Below are 14601 nucleotides of genomic sequence, written 5' to 3' on the forward strand. Positions count from 1 at the left end.
ATAGTCGAAAAAACCCCGCAAAATCCGGCGACTAGCGTCGAAAGCTGCGAATGAACTTTCAGTTGTCACAGAGTGTCTGAGCGCCCTCTCCGGCCGCCGTCAGTCGAGTTTGAACGACCCGAAAAACTGGTCCAGCTGCTCCTGCGTCAGCGGCCCGTCGGCAATCACGACGGCCTGGTACGCGTGCCGGCCGCGCGCGGCGAGCCGTGCGACGATCGTCTTGTGCGTGCGATCGCCGCCGGCGGCCGCGCCCGCGATGCGCAGCTCGAGCCCGTTCACCGCGCCGCCGGCCGCGAGCGGCACGGGCACCGAAGCCGTCTGCGGCGCGCCTTCGAGGTTGCGGGACAGCCCGGCGCGCAGGAATTCGAGCGCCGCGCGGCGCGTGTCGTCACGGTCGTCCGGCAGCGTCAGCGTGCCGACCGCGAACACCGCGCCGTCCACGTGCGCAGCCTGCATCCGCATCGGCATCGACGCGCCGCCGATCGCCACCGGCTGCTCCTCGACGGTCGGCTTCGCCGGCAGGTCGATCGTGTAGCCGGCATCGTTGTGCAGCGTGCGCCAGTCGTACGACGGCGAGCACGCGGCCAGCACCGCGCTCAGGCACGCAAGCGCGGCGAAGTGTCGCAGCGGACGAAAAAGGGGGCGCAACGAAACGGTGACTTCCTTCGGCATGGCGTGGATCGGGCAGGCAAAACGGGCATTATCCGCTGAAGCTGAAATCCGGGATGCGTGGCCGCCGTCGGTACGCTTGCCGCATTCGCGCTAAAATGAGCGCCGAATTTCGATGTCCTTTGCATTGATCCGCGTCATCGACCGACTCCGAGAGCACCAGATGAACACCACGCCTCCCGTCCGGCGCAGCGCCGGCCCCGTCCGCTACATCGTCGCCGCCGTTGTCGTCGCGGCGATCGCCGTCGCCGGCTTCTTCGCGTTCAACGGCAAGTCCACCGTGCCGGACGCCACGTTCACGCTGCTGTCGGGCCAGAAGGTCTCGACTGCAGGCGACCTGAAAGGCAAGGTCTATCTCGTGAACTTCTGGGCGACGAGCTGCGCAACCTGCATGCAGGAAATGCCGCAGATGGTCGATACCTATAATCGTTTCAAGGGTCAGGGGCTGGAATTCGTCGCGGTCGCGATGAACTACGATCCGCCGATGTATGTCGCGAACTACGCGCAGACGCGCCAGCTGCCGTTCAAGGTCGCGCTCGACGACGGCAGCGTCGCGAAGCAGTTCGGCAACGTGCAGCTCACGCCGACGACCTTCGTCGTCGACAAGGACGGCAAGATCCTGAAGCGCTACGTCGGCGCACCGCAGTTCGCGGAACTCGACGCGCTGCTCAAGAAGGCACTCGGCAGCAACGCGGCCTGAGCGCCGCCCGATCCGGCTCGAAGGGCCGCGCGCCGCGCCCTTCCCCGCACGACGGACCGCACGACCGGGCAACCCGGTTCCGCGGTCCGTTTGCTTTTCAGCGCTCGGTTTCGCCTTTCGCCGACAGCCCGTAGCGCTTCATCTTCTCGTACAGCGTCGCCTTGCCGACATGCAGCCGGTCGGCCGTCGCGGCAACCGCGCCACCCGTCTGGTTCAGCGCCTCGGCGATCACCGCGCGCTCGAATTGCTCGATGCGCTCCTTCAGCGTCTGCTCGTTGTCGGCCTCGTCGCCGCTCGCGCCCGTCTCCTGCGGCATGTCGGCCACGCCGAGCACGAAGCGGTCGGCCGCGTTGCGCAGCTCGCGCACGTTGCCGGGCCAGTCGCGCTGCATCAGGCTCGCGCGCTGCCGGTCGGTCAGCACCGGCGCGGGCCGCGCGTAACGCACGGCCGCATCGAGCATGAAGTGCTCGAACAGCGGCACGATGTCCTCGCGGCGCTCGGCCAGCGGCGGCAGCGCGATCGTCACGACGTTGAGACGGTACAGCAGGTCGCGCCGGAACGTGCCGGCCGCGACGAGCTCGCTCATGTCGCCCTTCGCGGCCGCGACGACGCGGCAGTTCACGCGGATCGGCTGGTTCGAGCCGAGCCGCTCCAGCACGCCGTCCTGCAGCACGCGCAGCAGCTTCACCTGCAGCGCGAGCGGCATGCTTTCGATTTCGTCGAGGAACAGCGTGCCGCCCGACGCGTACTCGAGCTTGCCGACGCGGCGCTTCGCGGCGCCGGTGAACGCGCCGGGCTCGTAGCCGAACATCTCCGACTCGAACATCGGCTCGGGCAACGCGCCGCAATTCACCGCGATGAACGGCTTGTCGCGGCGCGGCGACAGCTCGTGCAGGCTGCGCGCGATCAGCTCCTTGCCGGCGCCGGTGTCGCCGTTGATCAGCACCGACGCATCGGTCGGCGCGACGTTCGCGATCAGCTTGCGTACCTGTTCGATCGCGGGGCTGCGGCCGATGATGCGCGGCGCGACGACGTTCTGCCCGGCCAGCTCGCGCCGCAGCGCGTGGTTCTCGAGCACGAGCTCGCGGCGCTCGAGCGCGCGGCGCACCGTCTCGATCAGGCGCTCGGCCGCGAACGGCTTTTCGATGAAGTCGTACGCGCCGTCGCGCATCGCCTGCACGGCCATCGAAATGTCGCCGTGCCCCGTGACAAGGATCACGGGCACGTCGGGCACGCGCTCGCGGCACTGCGCGAGCACGTCGAGCCCGCTCGCGCCGGGCAGCCGGATGTCGCTGACGATCGCGCCGGCGTTATCCGCGACGATCGCCTTCTCGGCCGCTTCAGCCGACTCGAAGCCGGCGACGTCGAACCCCGCCAGCTGAAGGCTCTGCACGCTTGCCCGGCGAACGAGCGCATCGTCTTCGATATAGATCACTTGCAGCCGGTTGGCCATCGTACTCACTTGCTCCTGACGGGCCGCGCGGCGGCAGCGCGCGCGGCGTCGTTGATACCGATCGTGCGCCGATCGGGCGGGTGGCGGGACGCCGCCTAGCGCGAATTCGCCGACTCGGACACGGAGTCCGGATGATGCGTGCGTGCGCGTCGCAGCGTCAAGACGAACAGCGCGCCGCCCGACGGCGCGTTGCGCGCTGTGAGCGCACCGCCCGCGTCGCTCGCGATCGACGACGAGATCGCAAGGCCGAGCCCAAGCCCGCGCCCCATTTCCTTCGTCGTGAAGAACGGCTCGAACAGGCGCGGCAGCAGGTCGGGCGCAATGCCGTAGCCGTTGTCGCGCACTTCGACCGCGAGCGTCGCCGCCGACACCGCGATGGTCACCTCGATCGCCGGCACCGCCACCCCGGCGACCGCATCGAGCGCGTTGCCAAGCAGGTTGATCAGCACCTGCTCGAGGCGCAGATCCTCGCAACGGGCGACGAGCTCGGGATAGTCGCGCGCCAGGTCGAGCGGCGCATCGTGCGCAGGCGACACGGTCGCGTCCTGCAGCGTCAGCGTGAGCGCGACGCCGCGCATGCGCTCGTCGAGCAGCGACAGCACGCTGCGCAGCGCGCGCACGACGAGCGCCTGCTCGTTGCGCGGCTTCGCGCGGCCGACGAACAGCTTCAGCTGGTTCGTGATCTTGCCCATCCGCTCGGTGAGCGCGGCGATCGCCTCGAGGTTTTCGCGCGCGGCCGCCTGCTCGCCGCGGTCGAGCAGCACGCGCGTGTTGTCCGAGAAGCTGCGCAGCGCCGCGAGCGGCTGGTTCAGTTCGTGTGTGATGCCGGCCGCCATCTGGCCGAGCGCGGCGAGCTTGCTCGCCTGGATCAGTTCGTCGTGCGCAGCGCGCAGCTCCTGCTCCGCGCGGATCCGGTCGCCGACTTCCTTCTGCAATTGCTCGTTCGCTTCCGACAGGTCGGCCGTGCGCTCCTCGACGCGCCGGTTCAGTTCCGCATACGCCTGCTGCAACAGCGCGCGGCCGCGGATCATTTCACGCACGCGCGCCCGGCGCATCCGCCAGTAGAACGCAAGCAGCGCGACCGACACGAAGCCGAAACCCGTGACGATCGTCGCGTTGCGCGCATCGGCGTCGACGGGTGCGATCGGCGCGAGCGTGACGAGCAGCCAGTCGGGCTCGCCGATCCGGCGCTTGCTCGCGAGGAAGCGCGGCGCGCGCAGGCCAGGGCCGAGGCGCACGATCTCCGCATCGGGGCCGCGCACCTGCTCGATGCGCAGCGGCAGCGGCGTGACCGGTTGCTGCGCATACTGGCGCGTCTCGTAGATCGACGCGGCGACGGGGCCCGTCAGCGGGCGCAGCGTGTGGTACTTCCAGGCGGGCACCGACGACAGGAACACGACGCCGTGGTCGTCCGCGACGACGAGCGGCTCGGACGCATCGGCGCCCTGGAACCATTCGAGGTTGAGCTTCACGACGACGACACCCGCGATCTTGCCGTCGCGCCACACCGGTTGCGAAATGTAGTAACCGGGATCGCGCGAAATCGTGCCGATCCCGAAGAAGCGGCCGACCTGGCCGTTCATCGCATCGAGGAAATACGGGCGGAAGCGGTATTCGATCCCGACGAAACTGTCGGGCGCGCGCCAGTTGCTGGCGGCGACGCACAGGCCGTCCGCGCCGATCACGTAGGTGACGGTCGCGTGCGCGTGTTCGTTGAGGTCTTCGAGATAGCGGTTGACGCGCGCGGTGTAGTCGGCGCGCTTCGGCTCGGCGAGCAGGTCCTGCACGTACGGATGGCTGCCGAGCAAATAGGGCAGCGATTCGTAGCGGTCGAGCGTGCTCTTCAGCGCGTTGGTGGTGCGGTCGACGCGCACCGCGGCGTTGCGCTGCAGCTCGGCAACGCCGCGCCGCCAGGTGATCGTCCACGTCAGCGTGCACGCCGCGGCGAGCGCGGCGGCAAGCACGACGAGAATGAGCAGACGGCGCGTCACGGTCGAGGCTTCCTGGCGATGCGGATCGCCTATTGTGTCATAGGCCTCCGCCTCCCTGCCCTGGCCGCCGCGGGCCGTGCGGCCGGCGGGCGGTGCCGCCGCCTGCTCCTTCATGACGTCAGACGCCGGCCGTCTCGGTCGTCGTGACCTCGCCGCCGCCGGTCAGCGCCTGGCGCAGCTTGTTGCGGTCGAGTTCCTTCTCCCAGGCCGACACGACGACCGTCGCGACGCCGTTGCCGACGATGTTGGTCAGCGCACGGCACTCGCTCATGAAGCGGTCGATACCGAGGATCAGCACCATGCCCGACAGCGGGATCGTCGGCACGACGGCCAGCGTCGCAGCGAGCGTGATGAAGCCCGCGCCCGTGACGCCGCTCGCACCCTTCGATGTCAGCATCGCGACGGCCAGCAGCGTGAGCTGCTGCATCCACGTCAGCTCGATGTTGGTCGCCTGCGCGATGAACAGCACGGCCATCGTCATGTAGATGTTGGTGCCGTCGAGGTTGAACGAATAGCCGGTCGGCACGACGAGGCCGACGACCGAACGCGAGCAGCCTGCCTTCTCGAGCTTTTCCATCAGTTGCGGCAGCGCGGCTTCCGACGAGCTCGTGCCGAGCACGATCAGCAGCTCTTCCTTGATGTACGACACGAAGCGGATGATCGAAAAGCCCGTGAAGCGCGCGATCGTGCCGAGCACGACGAGCACGAACACGACCGACGTCAGGTAGAACGTGCCGATCAGCTTGAGCAGCGGCACCAGCGAGCCGACGCCGTACTTGCCGATCGTGAACGCCATCGCGCCGAATGCGCCGATCGGTGCGAGCTTCGTGACGATGTGCACGATGCCGAACAGCACGCGCGTGAGGCCGTCGATAAAGTCGGTGACGACCTTGCCGCGCTCGCCGAGGTGCGCGAGCACGCTGCCGAACAGCAGTGCGATCAGCAGGATCTGCAGGATTTCACCCTGCGCGAACGCATCGACCATCGTGTTCGGGATGATGTGCATCAGGAAGTCGACCGTCGACTGCCCGTGCGCCTTCGCCGCGTACGACGCGACGGCCTTGCCGTCGAGCGTCGCCGGATCGATGTTGAAGCCGACGCCCGGACGCAGGATGTGCGTGGCCGCGAGGCCGAGCAGCAGCGCGAAGGTCGACACGATCTCGAAGTACAGCAGCGCCTTGCCGCCGACGCGGCCCACCTTCTTCATGTCCTCCATGCCGGCGATGCCGGTAACGACCGTACAGAAGATGATCGGGCCGATCACCATCTTGATCAGCTTGATGAAGCCGTCGCCGAGCGGCTTCATGTCGGTGGCGAGCGCCGGATAGTAGTGGCCGAGGATCACGCCGACGATGATGGCGAAGATCACCTGCACATAGAGCACTTTGTAGAAGGGTTTCTTCTTCACGATGGTTCCTGCAGAAGTAGATGAGCCGATTGAAACGGCGTCACGCGCGCGGACGAATGTCACAGGGGAAGATTCACTCGCCCGCGCGGCTGCCGTGCCGCAACAAGCGATGCCTCAGGACGTCCGGAGGGGGAGGAAGGCAGTGGTCATCGATTGTCTCCTTGCTTGCTGTAGTAGTTCGGCCGGGGGATGGCCGTGCCTTTTATATTGCAAGGTCGATGCCAGGTTCCCGGAACCCGTCAAACCTTTGTTTTCATTGTATTTCTCATAATGCGACAGGCAAGGAAATCCGGGATTCCGGATTTCCGGAAAATATCCGTCCGGCGATCCGGACGGACAAGCACATTCATCAGATGAATCAGTGCTGCACGGCGCGGCCGGCCAGCACGCCCGTCTGCGCGTAGAACTCCTGCTGCGCGAAGGCCTCGCGCTCGCGCCGCGCACGCTCGCCGCGATCCGCGAGCGAGCCGACGACGATCCCGATGAACGCAAGCGGCACCGACACGAGCGCCGGGTTGTCGAGGAACACCGGCGCGTGCGCGTGGTGCAGCACGTCGACCCACACCGACTTCGACAGCACCGTGAGCGTGACCGCCGACACAAGGCCGAGGCTGCCGCCGAGCACCGCGCCGCGCGTCGTCATCCCGCGCCAGAAGATCGACATCGCGAGCACCGGGAAATTGGCGCTCGCGGCCACCGCCGCGACGAGGCCGACCATGAACGCGACGTTCACGTGCTCGAACAGGATCGACAGCCCGATCGCGACCGCCGACAGCACGATCGTCGCCGCGCGCGAGATGCGCATCTCGACGCGTTCGTCGGGCTTGCCGCGCGCCCACATCTGCGCATACAGGTCGTGCGAGATCGTCGTCGCGCCGGCGAGCGTCAGGCCCGCGACCACCGCGAGGATCGTCGCGAACGTGACGGCCGCGATGAAGCCGTAGAACCAGTTCCCGCCGACCGCCTGCGCAAGCTTCACCGCGACCATGTTCGAGCCGCCGAGCAGGTCGTGCGTCAGGTTGAACGTGCCGTTCGCGCCGAGCTTGAAGAACTCCGGATGCTGCGCGAGCAGCACGATCGCCGAGAAGCCGATCACGAAGGTCAGCAGGTAGAAGTAGCCGATGAAGCCGGTCGCGTAGAGCACCGACTTGCGCGCCTCCTTCGCGTTCGGCACCGTGAAGAAGCGCATCAGGATGTGCGGGAAGCCGGCCGTGCCGAACATCAGCGCGATCCCGAGCGACAGCGCGTTGGCCGGATCGCGGATCAGCTTGCCCGGGCCCATGATCGACAGCGCGCCCGGATGCACGGCCACCGCGCGGCGGAACATCTCGTCGATGCTGAAGCCGAATTCGCCGAGCGCGAGCACGACGAGCAGCGTTGCGCCGCACAGCAGCAGCACGGCCTTGATCACCTGCACCCAGGTGGTCGCGGTCATCCCGCCGAAGAACACGTAGACGACCATCAGCACGCCGACGATCAGCTCGGCCGTGCCGTACGACAGCCCGAACAGCAGCTGGATCAGCTTGCCCGCGCCGACCATCTGCACGACGAGGTACAGCACGACGATGGTCAGCGAATTCGCGGACGTCAGCAGCCGGATCGGCCGCTGCGCGAAGCGGTACGCAACGACGTCGACGAACGTGAACTTGCCGAGGTTGCGCAGCGGTTCGGCGATCAGGAACATCACGAACGGCCAGCCGACCAGAAAGCCGATCGAGTAGATCAGCCCGTCGAAGCCGAACATGAACACCATCCCGGACAGCCCGAGGAACGACGCGGCCGACATGTAGTCGCCCGCGATCGCGAGCCCGTTCTGCAGCCCGGTGATGCCGCCGCCGGCCGTGTAGAAGTCGCGCGTCGAGCGTGTGCGCCGTGCGGCCCAGCGCGTGAGCGCGAGCGTCGCGAACACGAACGCGAAGAACATCCCGATCGCGACCGGGTTCAGTTCGACCTTGTCGGGCATCGGGCCCGCGACCGATACGGCATGCGCGGCGGAAGAAGCGAGAGCGAAGGGAACAGCAAGCGCGCCGGGCGCGATCGAGAGTCGTCGCATGTCGGCCTCCGTCACGAACGCTGCAGGATCGCGTCGACGCGGCGGTCGAACGCACGGTTCGCGCGCAGCACATAGCACGCGGTCAGGCTGATCGCGACCAGGATGATCGCGACGCCGGTGGCGATCCCGACCGTCGTCGTCGCGCCGCGGTACAGCGGCGCCGCGAGCACATGCGGCGCGAGCGCGACGAGCAGGATGAAGCCGTAGTACGTGGCGATCATCAGCGCCGTCAGCGTGAAGCTGAAGCGGCGCCGCGCACGCACGAGTTGCTGGTAGTCACGGCGCGCCGTGACCGATTCGATGACGGAAAGCTCCATGGTGTCTCCATTTCCTCCTCGTCATTGCGAGGGGTGTCTTGTGGATGGATGGCGCGTCTACCGATCCGCCCGCGCCGCGGCGGTGCAATGCGATGTGTCCTGCCCGTGTGTGGGCTTGCGTTCAGACCACGCGATCCGCCCGCAACCGCGCGACCTCGTCGGCCGACATCCCGAGCCAGCCGCCGAGCACCGCATCCGTATCGGCGCCGAGCACCGGCGGCGCACCACGCACCGGCAGCCGCGCGCCGTCGAACCGATACGGCGGCGCAAGCACGTCGACGCCACCCGCGACCGGATGCGGCTGCCGCGTGACGAGCCCCGCGCTCGTCGCGCGTTCCGACTTCAGCGCTTCGTGCAGCCCGAGCACTTCGCCGCACGGAATGCCCGCATCGGCGAGCGCCGCGAGCAACGTCGCGCGCGACCGGCGCGCGAGTTCGCCGCGAATCTCGGGCAGCAGTTCAGCGCGGTTTTCCGAACGGCCGAGGTTGGTCTTGTAGCGCGCGTCGGCCGCGAGATCGGGCCGCTCGATCGCGTCGCAAAAGCGCGCGAACTGCGTGTTGTTGCCGACCGTGATCACGAGCGGGCCGTCGGCCGCGTCGAACACGCCGTACGGCACGATCGACGGATGCGCGTTGCCGTAGCGCGGCGGGTCCTCGCCCATCAGCAGCGCGTCGAGCCCGTAGTACGCGGTGATCATCAGCCCGCAATCGAACAGCGCCATCTCGATGCGCCGCCCGCGCCCCGTCGCATGGCGCTCGTACAGCGCGGCGAGGATCGCCTGCGCCGAATACATGCCGGTGAACAGGTCGACCGCCGCGACGCCGAACTTCAGCGGCGGCTGGCCGGCCTCGCCGTTCAGCGCCATCAGCCCGGCCTCGCCCTGCACGACGAGGTCGTAGCCGGGCCGCGCGGCCTCGGCGCCCGAACGGTCGTAGCCGGAAATCGCGCAGTGCACGAGGCGCGGGTTCAACTCGGACAGCGCGTCGTAGCCGAGCCCGAGCTTTTCCGCGCCGCCGAACTTGAAGTTGTGAAGCACCACGTCGGCCTGCGCGGCCAGCTCGCGTGCGAGCCGCTGCCCTGCTTCGGTCTGCAGGTCGAGACAGATCGAGCGCTTGCTGCGGTTCACGCTGTTGAAGTAGGTCGTTTCGGTGTCGCCGATCCGCAGGCCCCAGTCGCGCGTGTCGTCGCCGCGCGCCGGATGCTCGACCTTGATCACTTCCGCGCCGAAGTCGGCGAGCACCATCGCGCACCACGGGCCCGCGAGCACGCGCGAGAAATCGAGCACCTTCACGCCGGCCAGCGGCAATGCGCGCGATTCGTTCGTCATCCTTGTCTCCTCCATTCGCGTGATTTGCTTTTACTGTTTCGACAGCGCGATGTAGCGCGCGAGATGGTGATCCTCGTCGCCGAGCTGGTGATCGATCATCACGAGGCGCTTCGCGTAGTGCGACAGCGGCAGCTCCCACGTCATCCCGATCCCGCCGTGCAACTGGATGCTCTCCTCGGCAACGAGCGTGCCGATCCGGCCGATCGTGACCTTCGCCGCCGCCAGCACGCGTTCGCGCACCGCGCGCGGCGCATCGAGCTGCGCGGCCGCGTTGATCACGGCCGAGCGCGCCTGCTCGACTTCGAGCAGCAGGTCGGACATCCGGTGCTGCAGCGCCTGGAAGCTGCCGATCGGCAAGCCGAACTGCTTGCGCGTGCGCAGGTAGTCGAGCGTGTACTCCTTCGCGACGTCCATCGCGCCGAGCGCCTCCGCCGACAGTGCGAGCAGCCCGTAGCCGAGCACGCGTTCGAGCAGCTCGGTGCCCGCTTCACCATCGTGCGCGCCGAGCGCGGCATCGGCCGGCAGCGCGACGCGCTCGAAGCGCACTTCGGCCGCGCGGCCGCCGTCGATCTTTTTGTAGTCGCGCAGCGACACGCCCGGCGCGTCGGCCGGCACGACGAACAGGCCGATGCCGGCCGCATCGTCGTCGTGACCCGACACACGCGCGCTGACGACGAAGAACGCTGCCTGAGCGGCCTGGTCGACAACACCCTTCGCGCCCGTCAGCACCCAGCCGTCGCTCGAGCGTTCGGCGCGCGTGCGCACGGTCGTCAGTTCGTAGTGCGAGCCCGGCTCGTCATGCGCGAACGCGGCGCTCGCGCTGCCGTCGATCAGCGCGGCCAGCCGGTCGCGATGCGCAGCGCCACCGGCGAGCGACAGCGCACGGCCCGCGAGCAGCGCGCCGAGGAACGGCTCGACGACGAGCCCGCGCCCAAGGCATTCGAACACCACGGCGATGTCGAAACCCGCGCCGCCGAACCCGCCGTCGGCTTCGGGAAACAGCGCGCCGACGGTGCCAAGTTCGGCAAAGCGCTGCCACATCGCGCGATCGAACCCTTCGGCCGACTGCGCGATGCGATCGCGCACCGGGAACGCGTACTGTTCGGCGATGAAGCGGTTCAACGTATCCGCCAGCATCCGGCGGTCTTCTGTGTGCTGGAAATCCATCGTCGCGTCCCTCGTTACAGCCCGAGCATCATCTTCGCGATGATGTTCTTCTGGATCTCGTTCGAGCCGCCGAAGATCGACAGCTTCCGGTTGTTGAAATACTGCTGCGCGGCGCTCGCGGCTTCGTCCGGGCCGACCGGCTCGCCGTCGTAGTCGCCGTCGAGTGCTTCCTCGACGAACGGCTGCGCGTACGGCCCCATCGCGCGGCGCATCAGCGCGGTGATCTCCTGGCGGATCTGCGTGCCGCGAATCTTCAGCATCGAGCTTTCCGCACCGGGCGCGCCGCCGCCCGCGACCGCGGCCAGCACGCGCAGGTTCGTCGTGCGCATGTTCTCGAGTTCGATCTCGACCCGCGCGACGCGCGCCGCGAAGAACGGATCGTCCGCGAGCGGCCGGCCGTTCTTCTTGACCTTCGCGGCCACCGCGCGCAGCCGGTCGAGCGCGGCCGTCGAGAAGCCGATTCCGGCGATGTTGGTGCGCTCGTACGTGAGCAAGTATTTCGCGTAGGTCCAGCCGCGGTTCTCTTCGCCGACGAGGTTGGCCGCCGGCACGCGCACGTCGGTGAAGAACACCTCGTTCACCTCGTGCTCGCCGTCGAGCGTGATGATCGGGCGCACTTCGACACCCGGCGTGTTCATGTCGATCAGCAGGAAGCTGATGCCTTCCTGCTTGCGCACGTCGGTCGCGGTGCGCACGAGGCAGAAGATCATGTTCGCGTAGTGGCCGAGCGTGGTCCACGTCTTCTGGCCGTTCACGAGGTAGTGCTCGCCTTGCGCGTCGATGCCGCGCACCGCGGTCGTCTTCACCGCCGCGAGGTCGGAACCGGCGCCTGGCTCCGAGTAGCCCTGGCACCACCAGTCGGTGCCGTCGAGGATGCGCGGCAGCCAGTGGCGCTGCTGCGCTTCGTTGCCGTACTTGATCAGCACGGGGCCGAGCATGTTCACGCCGAACGGCACGATGCGCGGCGCACCCGCGAGCGCGCATTCGTTGTCGAACAGGAACTTCTGCGCGACGCTCCAGCCAGGGCCGCCGTATTCGCGCGGCCAGTGGCTCGCGAGCCAGCCGCGCGCGTTGAGGATGGCATGCCATTCGCGCATGTCGTCGCGCGTGAGATGCAGGCCGCCCTTCACCTGGCGCGCGATGCGCGCGGGCAGTTCGGCTTGCAGGAAGCGCTGCACTTCCGTGCGGAAGGCTTCCTCTTCAGGAGTGAAATTGAGGTCCATCTTCGGTCCGTGGCGAATGCGGTGGGCGTTCAGTCGATGCGGTTCAGGCTCGCGAAATCCGCGCCGCGCGCGACGAGATCGACGAGCAGCGGCGACGGCTTCCAGAACAGCGGATCTTCCTTCGCGAACGTGCGGATATCGGCGAGCACGTTCGCGAGGCCGACCGTGTCCGCGTAATGCATCGGGCCGCCGCGATAACGCGGGAAGCCGTAGCCGTACAGGAACACCGCATCGACATCGAGCGGGCGCAGCGCGATCTTCTCGTGCACGACGTTCGCGCCTTCGTTGATCATCGCGGCGAGGTAGCGGCGCATGATCTCGTCGTCGGTGAACGTGCGCGGCGTGACGCCCTTCTTCGCGCGCTCCTCCGCGACGATCGTCTCGACTTCCGGGTCCGGCGTGCCGACCCGCGCGCCGTCCGGGTACAGGTAGTAGCCGCGCGCGGTCTTCTGGCCGAACCAGCCGCGCTCGCACAGCCGGTCGGAAATCTCCACGTAGCGCGCACGCGGGTCGCGCGTCGCCGCGCGGCGCTTGCGGGTCGCCCAGCCGATGTCGCCGCCCGCAAGGTCGACGACCTGGAACGGCCCCATCGGGAAGCCGAACTCGCGCACCGCACGATCGATCTGGTACGGCGACGCGCCGTCCTCCATCAGGTAGTCGGCCGCCGTGCGATAGACGGCGAGGATCCGGTTGCCGATGAAGCCGTCGCACACGCCCGCGCGCACCGGCGTCTTCTTCAGCTGCTTCGCGAGCGCGAACGCGGTCGCGACGACGTCCGCACTCACGCGCGCCGGCACGACGATCTCGAGCAGCTTCATCACGTTGGCCGGCGAGAAGAAATGCAGGCCGATCACGTCGGCCGGCCGGTCGATGCTCGCGGCCAGTTCGTCGATGTCGAGATACGACGTGTTGGTCGCAAGCACCGCGCCCGGCTTGCACACGCGCGCGAGTTCGGCGAACACGGCCTTCTTCACGGCCATGTCCTCGAACACGGCCTCGATCACGACGTCGGCCTGCGCGAGCGCGTCGTACGACGTGCCGCCCTTGAAGCGCGCGAGCCGCGCGGCGTGCGCGGCCGGTGTCATCCGCCCTTTCGCGACGAGGCCGTCGTATACCTTCTCGACGTGCGCACGGCCGCGCGCGAGCGATGCTTCGTCGCGTTCGATCATCGTCACCGGCAGCCCGGCATCGAGCGCCGAGACCGCGATACCCGCGCCCATCGTGCCGCCGCCGACCACGCCGATCCGCTCGACCGGCCGCGCGCTCGCGCGCCGCGATTCGGGCGCCTTGGCCGCTTCGCGCTCCGCGAAGAACGCGTGCACGAGGCCCGCGCGCTGCGGGCTGTCGATGCACTGCAGGAACAGGCTGCGCTCGAACGCCATCCCCGCGTCGAACGACTGCGTGAGCGCGGCCTCGACCGCGTCGACGATCTTCGCGGGCGAGAACAGGCCGCGCGATTTCTTCGGCAGCTCCGCACGCGCCGCATCGATCGCGGCCTGTGCGGCCGCGCGGTCGACGAGCCCCTGCGCATCACGCGTGCGGCGCACCGGTGCGCCGAGCGACACGAGCTCCTGCGCATAGGCGAGGCCCTCGGCGAGCGTGTCGTCGCTGTGCGCGACGCGGTCGACGAGGCCGAGCGCGAGCGCTTCGTCCGCGCTCACATGACGGCCCGTCAGCATCAGGTCGAGTGCGGCCTTCGCACCGATCAGGCGCGGCGCGCGCTGCGTGCCGCCCGCGCCAGGCAGCAGGCCGAGCGTGACTTCGGGCAGCCCGAGCTTCGCGCCGGGCACCGCGAGCCGGTAATGCGCGGCGAGCGCGACTTCGAGGCCGCCGCCGAGGGTCGCGCCGTGCAGCGCGACCACGACCGGCTTCGTGCCCGATTCGATCCGCTCGCACACGTCGGGCAGCGACGGCGGCACGATCGGCTTGCCGAATTCGCGGATGTCGGCACCCGCGATGAAATTGCGGCCGGCGCCGACGATCAGCACCGCGCGAATCGCGTCGTCGGCCTGCGCAACGTCGAGCGCGTCGGCGAGGCCGCGCCGCACATCGGCGGACAGCGCGTTGACGGGCGGATGGTCGATCGTGACGACGAGCACCTTGTCGCGCCGTTCGCGCGTGACGGTGCTGGCCGGGCTGGTGGGGGAAGCGGGTGAGTTCATCGTGTCTCCTTGACGCGGCAGCCGGTGCGTCGACGCCGGTTCGTGGCTCGCGGCCACGCAAGCGGCGCCGGGGCACCGGCCCCGGTCCCGCACGAAGCAGGACAAGATCCGGCCGTACGCCGGGCATGACC

General features: G+C 68.5%; 11 protein-coding genes. 1 reads left to right on the top strand and 10 read right to left on the bottom strand.

The window, feature by feature from the left end; all coding sequences use genetic code 11:
* Positions 1-99 precede the first annotated feature (99 nt).
* On the bottom strand, positions 100-672 hold the full coding sequence (locus tag BCEP18194_RS21215) for a hypothetical protein (protein ID WP_011353312.1): 573 nt from the start codon (positions 670-672) through the stop codon (positions 100-102).
* 160 nt (positions 673-832) lie between these two features.
* Here BCEP18194_RS21215 and BCEP18194_RS21220 point away from each other — a divergent pair, with 160 nt between their 5' ends.
* Positions 833-1369 carry a TlpA disulfide reductase family protein gene (locus BCEP18194_RS21220; protein ID WP_041492969.1) on the top strand — a complete coding sequence of 179 codons (537 nt, stop codon included), beginning with the start codon at positions 833-835 and terminating at the stop codon, positions 1367-1369.
* A 97-nt stretch (positions 1370-1466) separates the two neighbouring features.
* Here the strand turns inward: BCEP18194_RS21220 and BCEP18194_RS21225 are convergent, their stop codons facing one another.
* The 9 genes from BCEP18194_RS21225 to BCEP18194_RS21265 all read right to left on the bottom strand — a co-directional run bounded on the left by BCEP18194_RS21225 (position 1467) and on the right by BCEP18194_RS21265 (position 14470).
* Entirely contained in the window at positions 1467-2822 is a 1356-nt protein-coding gene (locus BCEP18194_RS21225; protein WP_011353314.1) for a sigma-54-dependent transcriptional regulator, read from the bottom strand.
* A gap of 95 nt (positions 2823-2917) precedes the next feature.
* Entirely contained in the window at positions 2918-4927 is a 2010-nt protein-coding gene (locus tag BCEP18194_RS21230) for a sensor histidine kinase (RefSeq protein ID WP_011353315.1), read from the bottom strand.
* Between the two features lie 4 nt (positions 4928-4931).
* Positions 4932-6221, bottom strand: coding sequence for a dicarboxylate/amino acid:cation symporter (locus BCEP18194_RS21235; RefSeq protein ID WP_011353316.1), 1290 nt, complete (start codon positions 6219-6221; stop codon positions 4932-4934).
* 358 nt (positions 6222-6579) lie between these two features.
* A complete protein-coding gene (locus BCEP18194_RS21240) occupies positions 6580-8274 on the bottom strand; it encodes a cation acetate symporter (RefSeq protein ID WP_011353317.1) in 1695 nt (564 codons plus the stop codon).
* Positions 8275-8285: 11 nt separating this feature from the next.
* On the bottom strand, positions 8286-8591 hold the full coding sequence (locus BCEP18194_RS21245; protein WP_011353318.1) for a DUF485 domain-containing protein: 306 nt from the start codon (positions 8589-8591) through the stop codon (positions 8286-8288).
* 121 nt (positions 8592-8712) lie between these two features.
* A complete protein-coding gene (locus tag BCEP18194_RS21250; RefSeq protein WP_011353319.1) occupies positions 8713-9918 on the bottom strand; it encodes a CaiB/BaiF CoA transferase family protein in 1206 nt (401 codons plus the stop codon).
* A 30-nt stretch (positions 9919-9948) separates the two neighbouring features.
* Positions 9949-11085 (bottom strand): acyl-CoA dehydrogenase family protein, encoded by a 1137-nt coding sequence (locus tag BCEP18194_RS21255; protein ID WP_011353320.1) that lies wholly within the window; start codon positions 11083-11085, stop codon positions 9949-9951.
* Between the two features lie 14 nt (positions 11086-11099).
* A complete protein-coding gene (locus BCEP18194_RS21260; RefSeq protein ID WP_011353321.1) occupies positions 11100-12308 on the bottom strand; it encodes an acyl-CoA dehydrogenase family protein in 1209 nt (402 codons plus the stop codon).
* A 29-nt stretch (positions 12309-12337) separates the two neighbouring features.
* A complete protein-coding gene (locus BCEP18194_RS21265) occupies positions 12338-14470 on the bottom strand; it encodes a 3-hydroxyacyl-CoA dehydrogenase NAD-binding domain-containing protein (RefSeq protein WP_011353322.1) in 2133 nt (710 codons plus the stop codon).
* Positions 14471-14601: the final 131 nt, after the last annotated feature.

The organism is Burkholderia lata, assembly GCF_000012945.1.
GTDB lineage: Bacteria > Pseudomonadota > Gammaproteobacteria > Burkholderiales > Burkholderiaceae > Burkholderia > Burkholderia lata.

Excerpts from the sequence above, each read along its gene's own strand:
- BCEP18194_RS21215 (WP_011353312.1), bottom strand. The coding sequence starts at position 672 with ATGCCGAAGGAAGTCACCGTTTCGTTGCGCCCCCTTTTTCGTCCGCTG.
- BCEP18194_RS21220 (WP_041492969.1), top strand. The coding sequence starts at position 833 with ATGAACACCACGCCTCCCGTCCGGCGCAGCGCCGGCCCCGTCCGCTAC.
- BCEP18194_RS21225 (WP_011353314.1), bottom strand. The coding sequence starts at position 2,822 with ATGGCCAACCGGCTGCAAGTGATCTATATCGAAGACGATGCGCTCGTT.
- BCEP18194_RS21230 (WP_011353315.1), bottom strand. The coding sequence starts at position 4,927 with ATGAAGGAGCAGGCGGCGGCACCGCCCGCCGGCCGCACGGCCCGCGGC.
- BCEP18194_RS21240 (WP_011353317.1), bottom strand. The coding sequence starts at position 8,274 with ATGCGACGACTCTCGATCGCGCCCGGCGCGCTTGCTGTTCCCTTCGCT.
- BCEP18194_RS21245 (WP_011353318.1), bottom strand. The coding sequence starts at position 8,591 with ATGGAGCTTTCCGTCATCGAATCGGTCACGGCGCGCCGTGACTACCAG.
- BCEP18194_RS21250 (WP_011353319.1), bottom strand. The coding sequence starts at position 9,918 with ATGACGAACGAATCGCGCGCATTGCCGCTGGCCGGCGTGAAGGTGCTC.
- BCEP18194_RS21255 (WP_011353320.1), bottom strand. The coding sequence starts at position 11,085 with ATGGATTTCCAGCACACAGAAGACCGCCGGATGCTGGCGGATACGTTG.
- BCEP18194_RS21260 (WP_011353321.1), bottom strand. The coding sequence starts at position 12,308 with ATGGACCTCAATTTCACTCCTGAAGAGGAAGCCTTCCGCACGGAAGTG.
- BCEP18194_RS21265 (WP_011353322.1), bottom strand. The coding sequence starts at position 14,470 with ATGAACTCACCCGCTTCCCCCACCAGCCCGGCCAGCACCGTCACGCGC.